The 18962-nt window shown below is 73.4% G+C and carries 18 protein-coding genes; 7 read left to right on the top strand and 11 right to left on the bottom strand.

Annotated elements, in window-relative coordinates:
• Positions 1-69 precede the first annotated feature (69 nt).
• The 3 genes from G3I54_RS27210 to G3I54_RS27200 all read right to left on the bottom strand — a co-directional run bounded on the left by G3I54_RS27210 (position 70) and on the right by G3I54_RS27200 (position 2993).
• Positions 70-1344, bottom strand: coding sequence for an HRDC domain-containing protein (locus tag G3I54_RS27210; protein ID WP_164618088.1), 1275 nt, complete (start codon positions 1342-1344; stop codon positions 70-72).
• 114 nt (positions 1345-1458) lie between these two features.
• On the bottom strand, positions 1459-2121 hold the full coding sequence (locus G3I54_RS27205; RefSeq protein WP_003965521.1) for a response regulator transcription factor: 663 nt from the start codon (positions 2119-2121) through the stop codon (positions 1459-1461).
• Between the two features lie 212 nt (positions 2122-2333).
• Positions 2334-2993: a DUF3000 domain-containing protein gene (locus G3I54_RS27200; RefSeq protein WP_164618086.1), complete on the bottom strand. Its 660-nt coding sequence runs from the start codon at positions 2991-2993 to the stop codon at positions 2334-2336.
• 92 nt (positions 2994-3085) lie between these two features.
• Here G3I54_RS27200 and hemE point away from each other — a divergent pair, with 92 nt between their 5' ends.
• Positions 3086-4183, top strand: coding sequence for a uroporphyrinogen decarboxylase (hemE, locus tag G3I54_RS27195; protein ID WP_164618084.1), 1098 nt, complete (start codon positions 3086-3088; stop codon positions 4181-4183).
• 48 nt (positions 4184-4231) lie between these two features.
• On the opposite strand, the gene G3I54_RS27190 is transcribed toward hemE, so the two are convergent.
• Complete coding sequence (locus G3I54_RS27190; RefSeq protein WP_164618082.1) at positions 4232-5620, bottom strand: FAD-dependent oxidoreductase; 1389 nt, start codon at positions 5618-5620, stop codon at positions 4232-4234.
• 76 nt (positions 5621-5696) lie between these two features.
• Positions 5697-6713 (bottom strand): DUF4349 domain-containing protein, encoded by a 1017-nt coding sequence (locus tag G3I54_RS27185; protein WP_164618080.1) that lies wholly within the window; start codon positions 6711-6713, stop codon positions 5697-5699.
• 126 nt (positions 6714-6839) lie between these two features.
• On the opposite strand from G3I54_RS27185, the gene hemG reads away from it, so the two are divergent.
• The gene (gene hemG, locus G3I54_RS27180; protein WP_164618078.1) at positions 6840-8303 is read left to right on the top strand and encodes a protoporphyrinogen oxidase; all 1464 of its coding nucleotides are present in this window, start codon (positions 6840-6842) and stop codon (positions 8301-8303) included.
• A 4-nt stretch (positions 8304-8307) separates the two neighbouring features.
• Positions 8308-9036, top strand: a complete 729-nt coding sequence (gene hemQ, locus G3I54_RS27175) for a hydrogen peroxide-dependent heme synthase (protein ID WP_164618076.1) — start codon at positions 8308-8310, stop codon at positions 9034-9036.
• Between the two features lie 153 nt (positions 9037-9189).
• Here the strand turns inward: hemQ and G3I54_RS27170 are convergent, their stop codons facing one another.
• From G3I54_RS27170 to G3I54_RS27150, 5 genes are all read right to left on the bottom strand, one after another.
• The gene (locus G3I54_RS27170; RefSeq protein WP_164618074.1) at positions 9190-10752 is read right to left on the bottom strand and encodes an alpha/beta hydrolase; all 1563 of its coding nucleotides are present in this window, start codon (positions 10750-10752) and stop codon (positions 9190-9192) included.
• Positions 10753-10943: 191 nt separating this feature from the next.
• Positions 10944-11972, bottom strand: coding sequence for a TIGR04222 domain-containing membrane protein (locus tag G3I54_RS27165; RefSeq protein ID WP_343240435.1), 1029 nt, complete (start codon positions 11970-11972; stop codon positions 10944-10946).
• 5 nt (positions 11973-11977) lie between these two features.
• Complete coding sequence (locus tag G3I54_RS27160) at positions 11978-13456, bottom strand: DUF692 domain-containing protein (RefSeq protein WP_164618069.1); 1479 nt, start codon at positions 13454-13456, stop codon at positions 11978-11980.
• Between the two features lie 130 nt (positions 13457-13586).
• Positions 13587-14333: a DUF4142 domain-containing protein gene (locus G3I54_RS27155; protein WP_203687251.1), complete on the bottom strand. Its 747-nt coding sequence runs from the start codon at positions 14331-14333 to the stop codon at positions 13587-13589.
• Positions 14334-14473: 140 nt separating this feature from the next.
• Complete coding sequence (locus G3I54_RS27150; RefSeq protein WP_164618064.1) at positions 14474-15196, bottom strand: peptidyl-tRNA hydrolase; 723 nt, start codon at positions 15194-15196, stop codon at positions 14474-14476.
• Positions 15197-15266: 70 nt separating this feature from the next.
• On the opposite strand from G3I54_RS27150, the gene G3I54_RS27145 reads away from it, so the two are divergent.
• The 4 genes from G3I54_RS27145 to G3I54_RS27130 are packed head-to-tail and all read left to right on the top strand — an operon-like array spanning position 15267 to position 17927.
• Positions 15267-15941, top strand: coding sequence for an AIM24 family protein (locus G3I54_RS27145; RefSeq protein WP_030079702.1), 675 nt, complete (start codon positions 15267-15269; stop codon positions 15939-15941).
• A gap of 17 nt (positions 15942-15958) precedes the next feature.
• Positions 15959-17050: an ATP-binding cassette domain-containing protein gene (locus G3I54_RS39090; protein WP_343240427.1), complete on the top strand. Its 1092-nt coding sequence runs from the start codon at positions 15959-15961 to the stop codon at positions 17048-17050.
• On the top strand, positions 17047-17715 hold the full coding sequence (locus tag G3I54_RS27135; protein WP_164618062.1) for an ABC transporter: 669 nt from the start codon (positions 17047-17049) through the stop codon (positions 17713-17715). The genes G3I54_RS39090 and G3I54_RS27135 overlap by 4 nt, the downstream gene beginning before the upstream one ends.
• Positions 17716-17729: 14 nt before the next feature.
• A complete protein-coding gene (locus tag G3I54_RS27130) occupies positions 17730-17927 on the top strand; it encodes a hypothetical protein (protein ID WP_164618060.1) in 198 nt (65 codons plus the stop codon).
• Between the two features lie 47 nt (positions 17928-17974).
• Here the strand turns inward: G3I54_RS27130 and G3I54_RS27125 are convergent, their stop codons facing one another.
• Positions 17975-18868, bottom strand: a complete 894-nt coding sequence (locus G3I54_RS27125; RefSeq protein ID WP_164618221.1) for a polysaccharide deacetylase family protein — start codon at positions 18866-18868, stop codon at positions 17975-17977.
• Positions 18869-18962: the final 94 nt, after the last annotated feature.

The following is an 18962-nucleotide window of genomic DNA, read 5'->3' as shown; positions in this document are numbered from 1 at the left end:
CTGCGGTTCCCGTCGGAAGTCAAACACCCCCCGGCCGTCGGCCGGGGGGTGTTCGGGGGTGCGTGCGGGTCAGGCGCCGGCGTCCAGCGCCCGGACCAGGAGCGGGGCGACCTGCTGGATCTGCCAGTTCCGCGCCCCGTACCCGGCGAGGGTGTCCTCGACGGCGCCCGGGGTCGGGTTCTTCGGCGGCTCCCAGCAGACCCGGCGCACGGTGTCCGGGGTGATCAGGTTCTCCTGGGGCATGTGGAGGCGTTCGGCCAGCTCGGAGACGGCGGTGCGGGCGGCCGAGAGCCGGGCGGCGGCGGCCGGGTCCTTGTCGGCCCAGGAGCGCGGCGGAGGCGGTCCGGCCGGCTGCTGACCGGGCTGCGGCAGCTCCGACTCGGGCAGCGCCCTGGCCCGGTCCACGGCCGCCTGCCACTGCTCCAGCTGACGGCGTCCCATGCGGTGGCCGAATCCCGGCAGCGCGGTCAGGGCCTGCACATCGACCGGCAGCGCGAGCGCGGCCTCGACGATCGCGGCGTCGCCGAGCACCTTGCCCGGCGAGACGTCACGGCGCTGGGCGACCTGGTCACGGGTGGTCCACAGCTCCCGGACGACGGCCATCTGACGGCGGCGGCGCACCTTGTGCATGCCCGAGGTGCGGCGCCAGGGGTCCTTGCGGGGCGGCGCGGGCGGCGCGGAGGCGATGGCGTCGAACTCCTCCCGGGCCCACTCCAGCTTGCCCTGCCGCTCCAGCTCCTCCTCCAGCTCGTCGCGCAGGTCGATCAGGAGCTCCACGTCGAGCGCGGCGTAGCGCAGCCAGGGCTCGGGCAGCGGGCGGGTGGACCAGTCGACCGCGGAGTGGCCCTTCTCCAGGGCGTATCCGAGGACGTTCTCCACCATCGCGCCGAGGCCCACGCGCGGGAAGCCCGCGAGCCGTCCGGCCAGCTCGGTGTCGAACAGCGAGGTGGGGGTCATGCCTATGTCCCGCAGGCACGGCAGGTCCTGGGTGGCGGCGTGCAGGATCCACTCGGTGCCGCTCAAAGCGGAGCCGAGGCCCGAGAGGTCGGGGCAGCCGACCGGGTCGACCAGGGCGCTGCCCGCGCCCTCACGGCGCAGCTGTACGAGATAGGCGCGCTGGCCGTAGCGGTACCCCGAGGCACGCTCGGCGTCGACGGCCACCGGGCCGGTGCCCGCGGCGAAGGCGGCGATCACCCGGGCGAGGGCGTCGTCGGACGTCACCACCGGGGGAATGCCCTCGCGAGGTTCGAGCAAGGGGATCGGCGCCGGGGCGACGTCGTCCGGGGGAGCGCCCCCGGTGGTTCGCAGTGAAGTGTCTGCTGCGGTCTCTTGGGCGTCGGTCACGTGTCAAGGGTATCTGTGTATGCACGGAGCCCGTCGACGGAACGTTCCGTCGACGGGCGGCCATGCACGTATTCCAGCCGGAGACGCATCGATGCACGTCCCGGCGGGGTGCGGTCAGTGGATGATGCCCGTCCGCAGGGCGACCGCGACCATGCCGGCCCGGTCTCCGGTGCCCAGCTTGCGGGCGATGCGGGCGAGGTGGGACTTGACGGTCAGGGCGGAGAGGCCCATCGAGACGCCGATGGCCTTGTTGGACTGGCCTTCGGCGACCAGGCGGAGCACCTCCACCTCACGTCCGGACAGTTCGCGGTAGCCGCCCGGGTGGCTCGGGGAACCGGGAGGCCTGCGGTGCATACGGGCGGCGTTGGCGCCGATGGGGGCGACGCCGGGGCGGGTGGGGTGGCCGATGTTGGTTCGGGTGCCGGTGACGACGTAGCCCTTCACGCCGCCCGCGAGGGCGTTGCGAACGGCGCCGATGTCGTCGGCGGCGGAGAGGGCGAGACCGTTGGGCCAGCCTGCGGCGCGGGTCTCGGACAGCAGGGTCAGCCCGGAACCGTCGGGCAGGTGGACGTCGGCAATGCAGATGTCGCGCGGGTTGCCGACGCGGGGGCGTGCCTCCGCGATGGACGACGCTTCGATGACGTCACGTACTCCGAGGGCCCACAGATGGCGGGTGACGGTGGAACGGACGCGCGGGTCGGCCACGACGACCATGGCCGTCGGCTTGTTCGGGCGGTAGGCGACCAGGCTTGCGGGCTGCTCAAGGAGAACGGACACCAGGCCTCCTGGGGGGAGTGGCGGGACGGGCCGGCTCGGGGGATGAAGCCGGGGGCGAACCGTGCTTGAAGGGTCATTGACCTCTTCGGCAGCGGACCCGTCCTCCTTTAGGGGAAGATCACGATTTGGTGAGTAACAATTCGGGCAAATAGGACGCGCGATCGATTGTACGAAAAGAGAGCCGGTGCTTGTGCGATACGGGTGACGGAGTGTTACGAAACCTGCGGCCCGCGCCGCTGCGGCAGCGTCACCACCGCCGCGTCCGCCGGATCCGACGGCGGCAGTCCCGCGATCTGGCACAGCAGATCGCCCCAGGCCATCAGGTGTGACGCCGTGTCCGGCACTCCGCCCCGCCCCTCGCGCGGCGTCCACGAGGCGCGGATCTCGATCTGCGTCGCCGGACGGCGCGCGGACAGCTCACCGAAGTAGTGCGATCCGGCGCGTGTCACCGTTCCGCCGGCCTCTCCGTACGACAGGCCCCGCGCGTCCAGCGCGCCCGTCAGCCAGGACCAGCACACCTCCGGCAGCAGCGGGTCCGCCGCCATCTCCGGCTCCAGCTCCGCCCGGACCAGCGTCACCAGCCGGAACGCGCCCTGCCAGGCGTCGTGCCCCGCCGGATCGTGCAGCAGCACCAGCCTGCCGTCCGCGAGATCGTCCTCGCCGTCCACCACCGCCGCCTCCAGGGCGTACGCGTGCGGAGCGAGGCGCTGGGGCGGCCTGGTCGCCTCCACCTCCAGCTCCGGGCGGAGGCGCGCGGAGCGCAGCGCTTCGACCGCCGCCAGGAACGCTGGCGGTACGGAAGGGCCCTCCGCGCGGTCCTTGCTTTCAACGCCGTCGGAATGATCGGAAAATTGTCCCTGAGCCGGAGCCATGCGGGGAAGAGTAGGCGGAAGGCGGGCCTCGCGCAGGGAGAGACACCCGTGCGGGGCCGGGCTCCTTCGGCACGCGTGCGAAGATTCTGTGCGTGAGTGCCAACGACAGCCCTTCGGGCCAGCAGACGACGACCTCCGCCAGCCTCGACGCGGTCCGCCACGCCACCCACGACTCGGCGTTCCTCAAGGCCTGCCGCCGCGAACCCGTCCCGCACACGCCGGTCTGGTTCATGCGCCAGGCGGGGCGCTCGCTGCCCGAATACCTGAAGGTCCGCGAAGGCATCGCGATGCTCGACTCCTGCATGATGCCGGAGCTGGTCACCGAGATCACCCTGCAGCCCGTGCGCCGCCACAAGGTCGACGCCGCGATCTACTTCAGCGACATCGTCGTGCCCCTGAAGGCCATCGGCATCGACCTCGACATCAAGCCCGGCGTCGGTCCCGTCATCGCCGAGCCGATCCGCACCCGCGCCGACCTCGTCCGGCTCCGCGACCTCACCCCCGAGGACGTCCCGTACGTCACCGAGGCCATCGGGATGCTCACCGCCGAGCTGGGCGCCACCCCGCTCATCGGCTTCGCCGGGGCCCCGTTCACGCTCGCCAGCTACCTCGTCGAGGGCGGCCCCTCGCGCAACCACGAGCGCACCAAGGCCATGATGTACGGCGACCCGCAGCTCTGGGCCGACCTCGTGGACCGGCTCGCGGAGATCACCGGTGCCTTCCTCAAGGTGCAGATCGAGGCCGGTGCCTCCGCCGTCCAGCTCTTCGACTCCTGGGTCGGCGCGCTGGCCCCCGCCGACTACCGCCGCGCGGTGCTGCCCGCCTCCGCGAAGGTCTTCGACGCCGTCGCCCCCTACGGCGTCCCCCGCATCCACTTCGGCGTCGGCACCGGCGAGCTGCTGGGCCTGATGGGCGAGGCCGGCGCGGACGTCGTCGGCGTCGACTGGCGCGTCCCGCTGGACGAGGCCGCCCGCCGCGTCGGCCCCGGCAAGGCGCTCCAGGGCAACCTCGACCCGGCCGTGCTGTACGCCCCGACCCCGGCCGTCGAGGAGAAGACCCGCGAGGTGCTGGACGCCGCCGCCGGTCTGGAGGGCCACATCTTCAACCTGGGCCACGGCGTCATGCCGACCATGGACCCGGACGCGCTCACCCGGCTCGTGGGTCACGTGCACGAGCAGACCGCGCGCTGAACGACCGGTCGTACGGGGGCCGGTCCGAAGAACCGGCCCCCGGGGCCCTCAGCTCCCCGCGCCCCGCACCGCCGCCACCGTCTTGCGCGCGGCGACCAGCACCGGGTCCCAGACCGGCGAGAACGGCGGCGCGTAGCCCAGGTCCAGCGCCGTCATCTGCTCCACCGTCATGCCGGCCGTGAGCGCCACCGCCGCCACGTCCACCCGCTTCGCCGCCCCGTCCCGGCCCACGATCTGCACCCCGAGCAGCCGGCCCGTGCGCAGCTCCGCGATCATCTTCACCGTCATCGGCTTCGCCCCCGGGTAGTAGCCCGCCCGCCCCGTCGACTCGATGGTCGCCGTGACATAGCGCAGCCCGACCGCGCGGGCGTCCTTCTCCCGCAGCCCGGTCCGGGCGATCTCCAGGTCGCAGACCTTGCTCACCGCCGTACCGACCACACCCGGGAACGTGCCGTAGCCGCCCCCGACGTTGGAACCGATCACCTGGCCGTGCTTGTTGGCGTGCGTGCCGAGCGCGATGTGCCGGGTGCGGCCCGCCACCAGGTCCAGGACCTCCACGCAGTCGCCGCCCGCCCAGATGTTCTCGTGGCCCACCACCCGCATGGACAGGTCCGTGAGCAGTCCGCGGTGCGGGCCCACCGGCAGCCCGGCCTCGCGCGCCAGCTCCGTCTCCGGCTCCACGCCGATGCCGAGGACCACCACGTCCGCCGGATACGTCCCCGCGTCCGTCGCCACCGCGCTCACCCGGCCGTCCGGACCGGTCAGGATCTCGGTGACCGCGGCCCCGTTGACCGTGGTGATGCCAAGACCGTCCATCGCCTCGTGGACGAGCCGCCCCATGTCCGCGTCGAGCGTCGCCATCGGCTGCTCGCCCCGGTTGAGGACGGTCACCTCGAAGCCCCGCTTGAGCATCGCCTCGGCCATCTCGACGCCGATGTACCCCGCGCCCACCACGACCGCCCGGCGGGTCTCCCGGGAATCCAGGGCGTCCAGCGAGTCCAGCAGCGCCTGCCCGTCGTCCAGCGTCTGCACGCCGTGCACCCCGGCCGCGTCCATGCCGGGCAGCGCCGGGCGCACCGGGCGGGCCCCGGTGGCGATCACCAGCTTGTCGAAGCCCGTCCAGTACGTCCGCCCGCTCTCCCGGTCCAGCGCCTTCACCCGCCGCCCGGCCACGTCCAGCTCGGTCACCTCGGTCCGCGTCCGCAGATCGATGTCCCGCTCCCGGTGCTCCTCGGGGGTACGGGCGATCAGGTCCTCGCGCGCCTCGACGTCGCCGCTCACCCAGTACGGGATGCCGCAGGCGGAGTACGAGGTGAAGTGGCCGCGCTCGAAGGCGACGATCTCCAGCGCGTCCGACCCCTTCAGCCTGCGCGCCTGTGACGCGGCGGACATGCCCGCCGCGTCACCGCCGATGACCACCAGTCGCTCCGCTGCCATGCCGGGTCCCTTTCGCCGGTCCGCCGATTCGGCGAACCGGCGGGTCAATGACCCCACGCTACGGCGCTGGAGCGGCTCAGGAGGCCGAGGCGTCGTCCTTCCCGGACGCGGGCGCCGTGACCGCCGGAACGGTCCTGCGGGCCGCCCCGCGCCTGCGCAGCACCCGCCAGACCAGCACCGCCACCGCGGCGGTGACCAGGAACGGGAACGCGGCCCCGAACGCCACCGCGATCCACCGCAGCACCGTCACGAACGCGTCCCAGCCGCCGCTCACCGCGTCCAGGAACCCGGGGTCGTCCTCCTTCTCCCCGTCGTCGCCCGGGGCGTCCGGCGGCGTCAGGTCCAGCGTGATCGTCGCCAGCGAGGTGCGGTCCTTCAGACTCGCCTGCTGGGCCAGCAGCGACTCCAGATCGGACTGACGGCTGCTCAGCTCGCCCTCCAGGGCCACCACATCGCTGATCTTCTCCGCCTTGTCCATCAGCTCCCGCACCCGCGCCACACTCGCGCGCTGGGTGGAGATCCGGCTGTCCACGTCGACCACCTGGTCGGTGACGTCCTTCGCGTTCGAGGTGCGCGACAGCAGCTTCCCGGAACCGGACAGCTCCCGCAGCACCTCCTGGAACCGCTCCTGCGGCACCCGCAGCACCAGATGCGAGGTCTCGTAGGTGTCGTCGAGCCGCTCGGTGTTCTCCGACGCGACCAGACCCCCCGCGCCCTCGGCGGCACCGCGCGCGGCGGCGACGGCCTTCGGCACGCTCTTCACCTCGACGGACAGCGTGGCCGTGCGGATGACATGCGAGGCCGCGGCGCCCGGCTTCGGGGCGGCCTTGTCCCCGGCGCCCTTCCCGTCCGGATCCTCGGCGGCCGCCGAGGCGGCCATGTCCCCGGACCCCTTCTCGTCCGACGAGCCAGCCCCGTCCTGTACGTCGGCGTGCTCCTCCGAGCCGGCGTACTTGCCGTCCGCCGCCTTCGCGCCGTCCGACGCGTCGCCCGCCCCGCAGCCGCCGAGTGCGAGCAGGAGGCCGAGCGTCCCGGCCGCGAGCGCCGCACGCGCGCGGACGAACGATCGACCGCTCTTGCTTTCCACATCCATAACTGGTCCCCCCAGGACGTTGGTTGATGGCGTCTGTTCGACGCGGCCGCCCCCGGGCCGGTTGCCGCCCGCCGGTTTCGAAGTGGTCACGGTCATGACGCGGTACGGGTTTGAGAGAGTGGACCCATGCAGCGTTCTCAACAGCGTGCGGAAACGCCCCCGGGCCACGTCGTCGTCATCGGCGGCGGCATCGCCGGCCTGGCGGCCGCCCACCGCCTCGTCGCCACCGGAGTGCGGGTCACCCTCCTGGAGGCGACGGACCGGCTCGGCGGCAAGCTCATGACCGGTGAGATCGCGGGCGTCCAGGTCGACCTGGGAGCCGAGTCGATGCTCGCCCGGCGCCCCGAGGCGGTCGCCCTGGCCCGGGAGGTGGGCCTCGCCGACCGCCTCCAGCCGCCCGCCACCGCCACCGCCTCGCTCTGGACGCGCGACGCGCTGCGCCCCATGCCCAAGGGACACGTCATGGGCGTCCCCGGCGACCCGGCGGTGCTCGGCGAGGTGCTGTCCCCCGAGGGCCTGGCCCGGATCGCCGAGGAGCGCGACCTCACCCCGACGCCCGTCGGCGAGGACGTCGCCGTCGGCGCGTACGTCGCCGACCGGCTCGGCCGCGAGGTCGTGGACCGCCTGGTGGAGCCCCTCCTCGGCGGGGTCTACGCGGGCGACGCCTACCGGATCTCGATGCGCGCCGCCGTACCCCAGCTCTTCGAAGCCGTGCGGGAGGGCGGCCCGCTGCTGGAGGCCGTGGGCCGCATCCAGGAGCGCGCGGCGGCCCGGCAGCAGACCGGACCCGTCTTCCAGGGCATCGAGGGCGGCATCGGCACCCTCCCGGACGCCGTCGGCGACGCCGTACGGGCCGGTGGCGGCGACATCCTCACCGAGACGCCCGTCCTCGGTCTGACCCGTACGGAAACGGGCTGGGCCGTCCGCACCGACACCCGGACGATCACCGCCGACGGCATCGTCCTGGCCACCCCCGCCTGGTCCGCCGGCACCCTGCTGGCCGCCGAGTCCCCGGCCGCGTCCGCCGAGCTGTCGGGCGTCGAGTACGCCTCGATGGCCCTGGTCACCCTGGCCTTCCGGCGGGCCGACATCGAGCGGTACGAGACCCTGCGCGGCCGCTCCGGCTTCCTCGTACCGCCGGTCGACGGACACACGATCAAGGCGTCCACCTTCTCCAGCAACAAATGGCGGTGGGTCGCGGACGCCGCCCCCGACCTCTTCGTGCTCCGTACCTCCGTCGGCCGGTACGGCGAGGAGGACCACCTCCACCGCGAGGACGAGGAGCTCGTCGCCGTCTCCCTGCGCGACCTCGCCGCGGCCACCGGACTCACCGCCCGGCCCGTGGACACCGAGGTCACCCGCTGGATCGGCGGCCTGCCGCAGTACCCGGTCGGCCACCTCACCCGGGTCGCCCGGATCCGCGACGAGGTCGCCAAGCTGCCCGCCCTGCGGGTCTGCGGCGCGGTCTACGACGGCGTCGGCATCCCCGCCTGCGTCGCCAGCGCCCACCGGGCGGCCGACGAGATCAGCAGGGAGATCATCGCCACGCCGACCCTGGTTCGGGGCACGGGGAGCGAGGCGGGACAATAGCCGTATGAGTGCTCCTGAGACTGCGACATCAAGCAAGAGTCCGAACGCCGGCAAGAAGGCCAAGGACCTCAACGAGGTCATCCGCTACACCCTGTGGTCGGTCTTCAAACTGCGCGACGTGCTCCCGCTGGACCGCGCGGGATACGCCGACGAGGTCCAGGAGCTGTTCGACCAGCTCGCGGCCAAGGACATCACCGTTCGTGGCACCTACGACGTGTCCGGTCTGCGGGCCGACGCCGACCTCATGGTCTGGTGGCACGCCGAGACCTCGGACGAGCTGCAGGAGGCGTACAACCTCTTCAGGCGCACCAAGCTCGGCCGCGCGCTCGACCCGGTCTGGTCGAACATGGCGCTGCACCGGCCGGCCGAGTTCAACAAGTCGCACGTCCCGGCGTTCCTCGCCGACGAGACGCCGCGCGACTACATCAGCGTCTACCCCTTCGTCCGGTCCTACGACTGGTACCTGCTGCCCGACGAGGACCGCCGCCGCATGCTCGCGGACCACGGCAAGATGGCCCGGGGCTACCCGGACGTCCGCGCCAACACCGTCGCCTCGTTCTCGCTGGGCGACTACGAGTGGGTCCTCGCGTTCGAGGCGGACGAGCTGTACCGCATCGTCGACCTGATGCGTCACCTGCGCGGCTCCGAGGCACGTCTCCACGTGCGCGAGGAGGTCCCGTTCTACACGGGCCGCAGGAAGAGCGTCGCAGACCTGGTGGCCGGGCTCGCATAACCAGCGAGTCCCGCACCACCCCAACCCGGAAGATCAGAAGGGCGGGCACCGGGCACCGATCGTGCCGTCCGCCTCTCCAGCGACACCGGGTTCGGCTTCGGGGGCCGTCGCACCATCACGGTGCGGCGGCCCCCGCTCCGTACTCTCTCGACGTCAGTCCAGCGAGACCGGGTTGGGCTCCGGGTGCGCGGCGCAGTCCGCACCCCGCCCCGGCACCTCACCGGTCAGCAGATACCGGCGCAGATGGTCGTCCACGCAGGTGTTCCCGGCCCCGCCGATGCCATGCGTCCCGGCGCCCCGCTCGGTCACCAGCGACGACCCGGGCAGCCGCTTCCGCAGCTCCAGCGCCCCCTTGTACGGCGTCGCCGCGTCCCGCTCCGCCGCCAGGATCAGCGCCGGCGGCAGCTCACCCCACCGCGTCCCCACGTCCAGCGGCCGCTGCCGGGGCGCGGGCCAGAAGGCGCACGGCAGGTTCGAGAAGGCGTTGTCCCAGGTCTCGAAGGGCGCGACGCGCGCCAGGTCCGTGTGGTCGCGGTCCCACACCTCGAAGTCCTCGGGCCACGGCGCGTCGTTGCACTCGACCGCCGTGTACACCGCCTGCGCGTTCTCGTTGTCCTTGGCCGCCACCGCGCGCGGCGAGGCCTGCGCGACCAGCGGCTCCGGGTTGCCCCGCACGTACTCCGACAGGGCCGTCGCCCGCATCGCCCAGTAGTCGTCGTAGTAACCGGCGCCCAGGAACGCCGAGTGCAGCTGCCCCGGACCCACCGTGCCGCCCGCGGGCTTCACCGCCAGCTCGGCACGCACTTCGTCGTAGTGCCGCTGCACCGACTCCGGCGTGGTCCCCAGGTGGTAGACGTCGTCGTGCTTGGCCACCCAGCGCCGGAAGTCCTCCCAGCGCGTCTCGAAGGCCAGCGACTGGCCCATGTTGGAGCGGTACCAGATCTGCTCCGGGTCCGGGTCGACCACCGAGTCGAAGACCATCCGCCGTACGTGGGAGGGGAACAGCGTCGCGTACAGCGCGCCGAAGTACGTCCCGTACGACGCCCCCATGAACGTCAGCCGGCTCTCGCCGAGCGCGGCCCGCAGCACGTCCAGGTCACGGGCGTTGTTCAGCGAGGTGTAGTGCCGCAGCGTCGCGCCCGCGTGCTCCGCGCAGCCCTGCGCGTACGCCTTCGCACGGGCGACGCGCCGCTCCTTGTACTCCCGCGTCGGATGCGTCGGCGCGTCCGTCGGGCCCTTGGTGTACGCGGCGGGGTCCTGGCAGGACAGCGGGGCGGAGGAGCCGTTCACCCCGCGTGGGGCGTAGCCGACCAGGTCGTACGCCTCGGCGATCTCCTTCCACTCCGGCATCTCCCCGGCCAGCGGGAAGGTGATGCTGGACGCGCCGGGGCCGCCCGGGTTGTAGACGAACGCGCCCTGCCGCTCCTTCGCCGGACCGGTGGCGGGCGTGCGGCTGACGGTCAGTTCGAGCTGCCGCCCGTCCGGCTCGGCGTAGTCGAGGGGCACCTTCACCGTGCCGCACTTCAGGGAGTCCGGGAGCATCTCCTCCTCGGGGCAGGCGGCGAAGTCGATCCCGGCGGCCGTGGCCCGGGCGGCGGCGATCGCGGTGCCCCGGGCCTCGGCGGAGCCCGGGCCCTCCCAGGCGTTCGCGGGAGCGGCGGCCAGGGCGGACAGGACCAGGGAGCCGATCGATGTGTACAGCGCAGCTGTTCTCACGCGCGGGGCCTCTCTGCGGATGCGGAGAGGGATGGTCGGGCGGACGGGCGTCGATGTCCAGCACCGCCCCGGAATGTCACCGGGAACCACCCTGATGGGCGGTCAACAACCGTACGGTGCGCGTCGGTTCGCCCGGATCAGGAGCTGTTCGGGTCAGGAGCGGTTCAGGAGCTGTTCAGTTCAGGGGCTGTTCAGGACCCGCCGCAGCCGCCGCCACCGCCACCGCCCCCGCAGCTGGAGCCGCCCGAGCTGCCGCAGCTCGACCCGCTGCTGCCTCCGCACCCGGACCCCGAGGAGCACCCGGACCCGCCGCCGCAGCTCGATCCGGAGCCGCCCCCGGTCGATCCGCCGCAGCTGGAGCCGCCGGGGCCGGACGCGGCGCACCAGACCGTCGCGACGCCGACGGCGGTGACGCCCGCCGCCGTGGACCCGGCGACGTACGACGAGGACCGCCGACGCGGAGCGCTCAGCCGTGCCGCGGCCACCAGCTGGGCCTGGAACACCGGGTCCGGCAGCGCGCGGAGCCCCAGCGTGGCGACGAGGTGGGCGGGGGTCACCACATGGGCGTAGGCGGTCCGGAACGCCAGGGCGGCGTGCCGCCCCGACTTCGTGATGCGGCTCGCGGAGGTGCCCGCGACGATGAGCCCGGTGAACGCGCCGATCACGATCCCGGGCAGCATCTTCACGATGAACGGGACCGAGAAGTCCGAGGAATCGGCCGTGGCGAACTGGACGAAGGTGAGCACCAGGCTCAACGGCAGGGCGATGAGGCACGCCACCCCCTGGATCAGCCCCCACCGCCGCAGCGGGCGGAGCCGGTGGGGCGGCACCAGCAGCCCGCGCGCGGCGAGCCCGTCGCCGACCTCCTGGACCGCCGGGTGGCGCATCACCGCTTCCCGCAGCACGTGCAGGGCGCCGCTGGGGGCGGCGGCCAGCTCCTGGAACACCGCGCGTTCCACCGGGTCGTTGGCCTGCGCCCGCTGTACGGCGACGATTCCGGGCCCGCCGACGGCCAGCCGCCCGTCGGCGTGCAGGGCGGTCAGAGCGGTGTCCACGACCCTGGCCGGACCGCCGTTCAGGAATGCGACCTCGTACAGGTCGTGAAGGGCGAGGTGGGGGCCCGGAGCGGGGCGGCGGGACCGCTCGGTAACCGCCTTGACGACGAGCAGCACCGACGAGACGACGACCCCGAGGGTCGCCAGCAGAGCGAAGACGTTCACAGCGGTCACTTCCCCACGAGGGCGGCACGGGCCGCCCGGACCAGTCGGGTGGTACGGCGCGGCGGCCGGGCGCCCGACCGGTCCTGCCACCAGTACGTCAGCCGGCGGCGCGCCACCGGATCGGCGGGCCCGCCCGCGATGAGCACATGCTCCGCGAAGTCCAGGGCGTCGCGCCGGTAGCCGCCGGACATCGGGCGGCCACCGGCGTACGCGAGGAACGCGGCACGGTAGCCGTCGCCGAGGATCTCCGGCAGCTCCGGCGCGACCTTGGCGACGACGTCGGCGCGCTTGGCGGCCAGCGCCCGGCTCTGCACCCGCAGCCGCCGGTGGTCGAAGCCCTCGGGAGCGGGCGTTCCGGCCACCAGGGCGGAGAGCAGCGCGGTCTGTGCGACGGCGGTACGGTCACGGGTTCCGGCGGGCACGGGGGCGGCCGTGGCGCGGCCCTCGGCAGGCGCGGAGTCGGCGGTCCCCGTACGCTCACGGGCTGCGGCCGGTACAGGGGCGGCGACGCCCGTACGTTCACCGGCTTCGGAGGTGCCCGTAGGTTCACCGGTTTCGGAGGTGCCCGTCGGCTCACCGGCTTCGGCCGGCACGCGAACGGTCGCCGCACCGGCTCCGGCGTCCGCCTCGTCACCGGGCGCCGGGCGCGGGTCCGCCGGGGGAGCAGCCCGCCGCAGCGTCGCCCGGATCGCGTCCAGTTCGCCCGCCAGCTCCGCGCCCGGCGGGAACGCGTCGTCCCGCTCCAGCAGCACGCCCGGCGGGTCGACCCGCGAGCGCAGCTCGGCCAGCACCTCCAGGACGGGAGCGGTCACCGGGTGGGCGTGCGTGTCGTGCCAGACGCCGTTCTTCTCGACCCCGCCCGCCACATGGACGTACGCGATGGCCTCCACCGGCAGCTCGTCCAGCGCCTTCGCCGGGTCCTGGCCGAGGTTGACGTGGTTGGTGTGCAGATTGGCCACGTCGATCAGCAGCCGCACCCCGGTCCGCTCGACCAGCTCCGCCAGGAACTGCCCCTCGGTCAGCTCCTCGTCCGGCCAGGTGATCAGCGCGGCGATGTTCTCCAGGGCGAGCGGCACCGGCAGCGAGTCCTGCGCGATCCGCACGTTCTCGCACAGCACGTCCAGCGCTTCCCAGGTCCGCGGCACCGGCAGCAGATGCCCCGCCTCCAGCCTCGGCGACGCGGTCAGCGGCCCCCCGGCCCGTACGAACGCGATGTGCTCGGTCACCAGCGGCGTCCCCAGCAGTTCGGCGCGCGCCGCGAGAGAGGCGAGGCGGCCGGGGTCGGGCCGGTCCGCGCCGCCGAGCCCGAGCGCCACCCCGTGCGGCACGACGGTCACCCCGCGCTCCCGGAGCCGGACCAGGGAGTCCGGGAGATGGTCGGCGCAGAGGTTCTCCGCGACGGCCTCGACCCAGTCGATCCCCGCCAGCGCCTCCACCTCGTCCGCGATCTCCGGCCGCCAGCCGATGCCGATGCCCAGCTCCATGGTGTCCCCCTACTCACCCAGGCTTTCGCTCTGTCGCTCTGTCCAGGGGTCATGACCCCGTCGAACGGTGCTGAACCCGACAGAGGGGACGTTCAGAGCTGGATTTGAGGTTCCGGTAGCGGCGGTCTCGTTATGGCATCGGCATCATCGTGGGCGGCACCGGGCGCGAGGTGAAGGACTGGTCGCCGGTCGGCGTCACCGGCAGCGGGACCTGGGGCGCCTGCCCGTCCTGGGGCATCGACGGGCCGGACGGGCTGGCCGTCGACCCGCCCGCCGCCTCGCGCGCCAGAGCGTCGAAGTCGACGAATCCGGTGGCCTCCAGCATGGTGATGTGGTCCAGCACCGTCTGGTTGGCGTCGCTGGCCAGCTGCCGGATCAGGGTGTTCCGGGTGGTGTGCCGGACCTGGCCGATCAGCCCGAAGACCTTGCCGTGGGCGGCCCGCAGGATATTGGCGAACTTCCGCTCGTAGTTGTCGCCGCTCGCCGCCGTCAGCTCCCGCAGCCAGGCCTGCTGCTGGTCGGTCGGCTGGTTGGGCAGCTCCACCCCGAGCTTGGCCGCCACGTCCCGGGCCCGCCGGTCCAGGTCGGTGTGCCCGACGACGAGGTGGTCCCCGGCGGCCTTCGTCGCCTCGCTGGGCGCCCGTTCGATCGCCTGCTGCCCGGCGGGCAGCTCCCACAGTCCGGCGAGCCGCACCTTGACCAGGAAGTCCCGGTCGGTCGCGGAGAGCGGCCCCCACTGGGTCGCGACACTGGAGGCGTTGAGGTTCGCCTCGCCGGTGCCCGAACGGTCCGCGTAGGACCAGACGGGGAACGCGAGCGCGCCGATGGTGGCGACCAGTGCCGCGATGATGAGGGCCGTGCCGTTGATGCGTCGCAACAAGGTGTCTCCCGGGGCGAGGCGTGACAGCGTCGATCGAACAGGTGTCAATCAACCGCCAATCGACTGGCTGCGCAGGCTACTTGGCGGTAATGCCGATAGGGCAGTACCGGGAGATACGTAAGAGGAACCAGAAACGTTCAGCGGCGCAGCGCCGGGTGGTCGGCGACCACCGTGCAGGAGCCCGGGGCGATCTCGGTGAACCCCGCGTCGCGCACCACCGGCAGCCCGCTCACCGTCAGCTCCCGCCAGCGCTCCGCACCAGGAGTGGCGACGGACAGCGGGAACCCGGCCTCGCGCCAGGCCTTGCGCTCGGTGTCGGACAGCTCCCACCAGGCGAGCTGCGCCCCGTGCCCGGCCTGGGCCATCGTCTTGCCCGCCGACATGTCCACCTCGGGGTTCAGCCACAGCACCGGGCCCGAGAGATCGGGCGCGGCGGGCGGCTCGGGGTCCTCCAGGTCGGTGCCCGACACCTGGAGCTTGGCCAGCTCCTTGGGCCAGCCGTCCAGCGGGATCGGCGGGAACACCCGTACCTCCGCGCCGTCCTCGCCCGTCACCGTGATGCCGTCCAGCGCCGCGGCCTTGCGCCACTCCGCACCGCGCGCCCGGCGCACGACCTTGCGGATCCGGGCGTCCTGCCAGTCCCGCATCGCCGCGGCCCACTCGCCGTCCCCGAGGGACCGCTCGTCGGAGAGGATCGTCAGCACCGCGCGGGCGGCGGTCCGCAGCGCGTCGGTGCGGGCCGGCGGGTCCGTCTTCTCCAGGTGGAGCACCAGAGGCAGCACGAACTGCGGCGCCTGGTCGCGGTCGGTCGGACCGTTGTGGAACGGGCTTTCGGAGACAGGGGTGTCGTTGCTGGTCACCGCCCCAGTCTGCCAGGTGGTCGGTTCACCTTCTTGGCGGAACGACCGGCTCCGGGTGAGGATGCTCCGCATGAAGAGCGATCTCTTTTCCAGCGAGCACATGGCCCAGCCGGCCACCGCCCCCGGCATGACCCTGCAGAACTCCAAATCGATCAAGTACGCGGTCAACGGGGAGATGCACGCCCGGCAGGGCTCGATGATCGCCTTCCGCGGCAACCTCCAGTTCGAGCGCAAGGGCCAGGGCATCGGCGGCCTGCTCAAGCGCGCGGTCACCGGCGAGGGCCTCGCGCTGATGGCCGTCCGGGGCCAGGGCGAGGCGTGGTTCGCGCACGAGGCGGCGAACTGTTTCATCGTGGAGCTGGACCAGGGTGACTCCATCACCATCAACGGCCGCAACGTCCTGTGTTTCGACCCCACGCTCTCCTACGAGATCAAGACGGTGAAGGGCGCCGGAATGGTCGGCGGCGGCCTCTTCAACAGCGTCTTCACGGGTTACGGCAAGCTCGGCCTGATGTGCGAGGGCACGCCGATCGTGATTCCCGTGACGGCGGCTCAGCCGGTGTACGTGGACACGGACGCGGTCGTCGGCTGGAGCCAGCAGCTCGCGACCAGCCTGAACCGCTCCCAGAGCGTCGGCTCGATGGTGCGCGGCGGCTCCGGCGAGGCGGTTCAGCTGATGCTCCAGGGCGAGGGCTTCGTCATCGTCCGGCCCAGCGAGGCCCGGCCCGAGAAGACCTCCAACTGACCCTGAACCTCCGGGGAGTGGGTCACCGGTACGGCCTCCGGGGCGCCTGGGTGCTGCGCGGGGTCGACCTCGTGCTGCCCGCGCGGGCCCTCGTCCGGGTCGAGGGGGCCAACGGCGTCGGCAAGTCGACCCTGCTGCGGCTGCTCGCCGGTATCGACGCCCCCGCCGAGGGGCGGATCACCGGCCGCCCGACCCGTACGGCGTACGTCCCCGAGCGTTTCCCGGCGGCGCTGCCCCTGACGGCCACCGGCTACCTCGTCCACCTCGGCCGGATCCACGGGCTGCGGACGGCCGAGGCGAAGCGGCGGGCGGGGGAGTGGCTGACCCGGTTCGGGGCGGCGGACCACGCGCGTACCCCGCTCGCGGAACTCTCCAAGGGCACCAGCCAGAAGGTCGCCGTCGCCCAGGCGCTGCTGGCCGCACCGGACCTGCTGGTCCTGGACGAGGCCTGGACCGGCCTCGACACCGCGGCCCGCGTCGAACTCGACCGGGCCGTGGCCGAACGCGTGGCGGCCGGCGCCACCGTCGTCTTCGTCGACCACGACCCACGACGCCTGGCCGGGGCGGCCGACCTCACCCTGCGCACCGCCGACGGCCGGGTACACACGACCCCGCCGACGCCCCCCGCACCGCCCGGACCCGTCACCGGCCCCCACGTCCTGATCGAGGCCGTGGGCCCACCGGGCGCGACGCTGCCCACGAACCTGCCGGGCGACCCGCACCGCGAACGAGCGAGCGGGACGGACGGCTTCGACACGGGCGCGGCCACGTCCGGCACGGACGGTTTCGGCACGAGTGCGGCCACGTCCGGCACGGACGGCTTCGACACGGGCGCGGCCACCTCCGGCACGGGCGGCAGCCCGAACCACGGCCCCGACCCCGGCTACAGCCCTGGCCCCGACCACGGCCCGGGCTCCGACGTCGTACGCCTCACCGTCCCCGCGCCGTACTCCGACGCGCTCCTGGGCGCCCTGCTCACGGCCCGCCCGCCGTGGCACATCCGGCAGGTCGGGCAGATCGCCCCTGCGGAGGCATCCACGGAAACACCCGCGCAGGCCCTCGCGCCCGCGCAGACCGAGACCGTCGTCGAGGTGTCCGAAGCGCCATGACCGCCCTCCTCCGCTACCAGGCCGCCCTGCTCGTCCGCTCCCAGCGCTGGCTGGCGCCCCTCCTGCTGTACGCGGCCGTCCTCGCCGTCGGCGTGCAGAGCGGGCAGCCTGTGCTGGGCTCGCTCGGCGTCGCGGCCGCCGCCCTGCTGCCCGTCACCGCGTGGGCCGTGCGGCTCTGCGTCGACCAGGAGCCGCCCGCCGCCCGGACGGTCGCCTCGGCCGCTGCCGGGCCCCGGCGGGTCCACCTGGCCGCGCTGCTCACCGCCACGGGCTGTGCGGCGGTGCTCGCCGTGGTGACGACCGCCGTCGTCCTGCTCGTCAGCAGCCCGGTCACCGACGACGGCGCCCGCGCGGTCCCGCGGCCGTCCGCCGCGCTCGCCGGACTGTCGGCCGCCCTGTGCTGCGTACTGCTGGGCGCGGTCGTGGGGGCGCTGAGCTCCCGCCCGGTGCCGGTCCGCCGGGGCTGGTCCGTCGCGGCGGCCGTGCTCGGGTCGGTCCTCGCGCTCGTGACCGTCGGATCCCCGGCGCGGTACGCGGTCACCGCCCTGGTCACGGGATCGCGCACCGGGACGTTCGAGCCGCCCGTCCTGCCGCTGCTCGGGGCGGCGGCCCTCGCCGGGGCGGTGGCGCTTCTCGTCTGCCGGCTCGCCGCCCGGCGCGGGTGAGTAGGCTCGTGGACGTGGACACGGACGACACGTACTGCGAGGCGCCGGGGCCGATCGCGCCTGCCCCGCCCGCCGGAGCCGCCGAGGGCCCTCCGTACGCCGAGTGCGTGCTGTGCCGCGAGCCGACCGAGTATCCGGAGTCGACGAAGGGCGCCACGCTCTGCCCGGTCTGCGCCTGGCAGGAGGCGGGCCGGACGGCCTGCTCCGGCTAGGGCGCCCGCGAGCCCGGCATGATCCGAACGAGAGGCCCCAGGAGCGGTCAGGACCGGCCGGACGCGTCCCGGGGCCGGTCCTCCATCAGCTCCGACACCTTCACGAAGCGGTAGCCGCGCTCGCGCAGTTCCGGCACGATCCGGCGTACCGCCGCCTCGGTCGCCGGGGCCGCGCTGCGGGTGCAGTGCATCACCACCAGCGACCCCGGCCGCACCCCGTCCAGCACCTGTTCGGCCACCGCCCCCGCGTCCGTCGCGAAGGCGTCGCCGCTGACCACGTCCCACTGCACGGCGGTCACGTTCGCCGGGGCCAGTGCGCGCAGTGCCGTGTCGTCGTAGCAGCCTCCGGGGAAGCGGAAATACGGCACCACGTTCCGTACGCCCGCCTTCCGGAACGCCGTGAAGGCACGTTCCACATCGCGGGTCATCGCGGCCTTCTCGACCACCGGCAGGCCATAGCAGGGGGCGCTGAAGGCGTGGTGGCTGTAGGAGTGGTTGGCGACCTCGAACAGCGGATCCGCGCCGATGGCCTTCGCCTGGGCCGGGTACTCCTCGGCCCAGCGGCCGGTCATGAAGACCGTGGAGGGCACCTTCAGCCGACGCAGCAGGTCGACCAGTTCAGGGTTGTCGAAACGCTCGCCGGAGGCCGCCCGGGGGCCCTGATCGGCCGTCATGTCGGCGTCGAACGTCAGCGCCACGACCTTCTCCGCCGAGCGGCCGGCCGTGCCCCCGCCCGCCGCTCTCCGCTCGAAGACCGGGGTGCGGCCCGCCGGGCCGGGGGCCATCGTGGGCGGCTTCTCCGGAGCGGCGGAGGCGGAGGAGGAAGTGGAGGCAGAGGCGGGGGCAGGTGCGGAGGGCTCGGGGGAGGGTGCGGGGGGCGTGCCCCCGCACCCGGCCAGGGCCGCGCCGGTCAGCGCCCCCAGGACCGTCAGCGTCAGCATCGTCATCTTCCGTGCAGTAGTGATCACTCACGGAAAATATCCGACAATATGGTCATGTCTTCTGACGGCACTCCGGTGCTCCGGCGGAGAGAGC

It is taken from the genome of Streptomyces sp. SID14515 (genome assembly GCF_010548505.1).
In the GTDB taxonomy this organism is placed as follows: Bacteria; Actinomycetota; Actinomycetes; order Streptomycetales; family Streptomycetaceae; genus Streptomyces; species Streptomyces caviscabies.
Note: the sequence above shows the minus strand (reverse complement) of the source record. Positions and strands in the feature narration are given on the sequence as shown.

Bases quoted from the DNA above. Each gene is read 5' to 3' on its own strand.
- G3I54_RS27200 (WP_164618086.1), bottom strand. From the start codon at position 2,993: ATGGCTCCGGCTCAGGGACAATTTTCCGATCATTCCGACGGCGTTGAA.
- G3I54_RS27190 (WP_164618082.1), bottom strand. From the start codon at position 5,620: ATGGCAGCGGAGCGACTGGTGGTCATCGGCGGTGACGCGGCGGGCATG.
- G3I54_RS27185 (WP_164618080.1), bottom strand. From the start codon at position 6,713: ATGGATGTGGAAAGCAAGAGCGGTCGATCGTTCGTCCGCGCGCGTGCG.
- hemG (WP_164618078.1), top strand. From the start codon at position 6,840: ATGCAGCGTTCTCAACAGCGTGCGGAAACGCCCCCGGGCCACGTCGTC.
- hemQ (WP_164618076.1), top strand. From the start codon at position 8,308: ATGAGTGCTCCTGAGACTGCGACATCAAGCAAGAGTCCGAACGCCGGC.
- G3I54_RS27160 (WP_164618069.1), bottom strand. From the start codon at position 13,456: ATGGAGCTGGGCATCGGCATCGGCTGGCGGCCGGAGATCGCGGACGAG.
- G3I54_RS27145 (WP_030079702.1), top strand. From the start codon at position 15,267: ATGAAGAGCGATCTCTTTTCCAGCGAGCACATGGCCCAGCCGGCCACC.
- G3I54_RS27135 (WP_164618062.1), top strand. From the start codon at position 17,047: ATGACCGCCCTCCTCCGCTACCAGGCCGCCCTGCTCGTCCGCTCCCAG.
- G3I54_RS27125 (WP_164618221.1), bottom strand. From the start codon at position 18,868: ATGCTGACGCTGACGGTCCTGGGGGCGCTGACCGGCGCGGCCCTGGCC.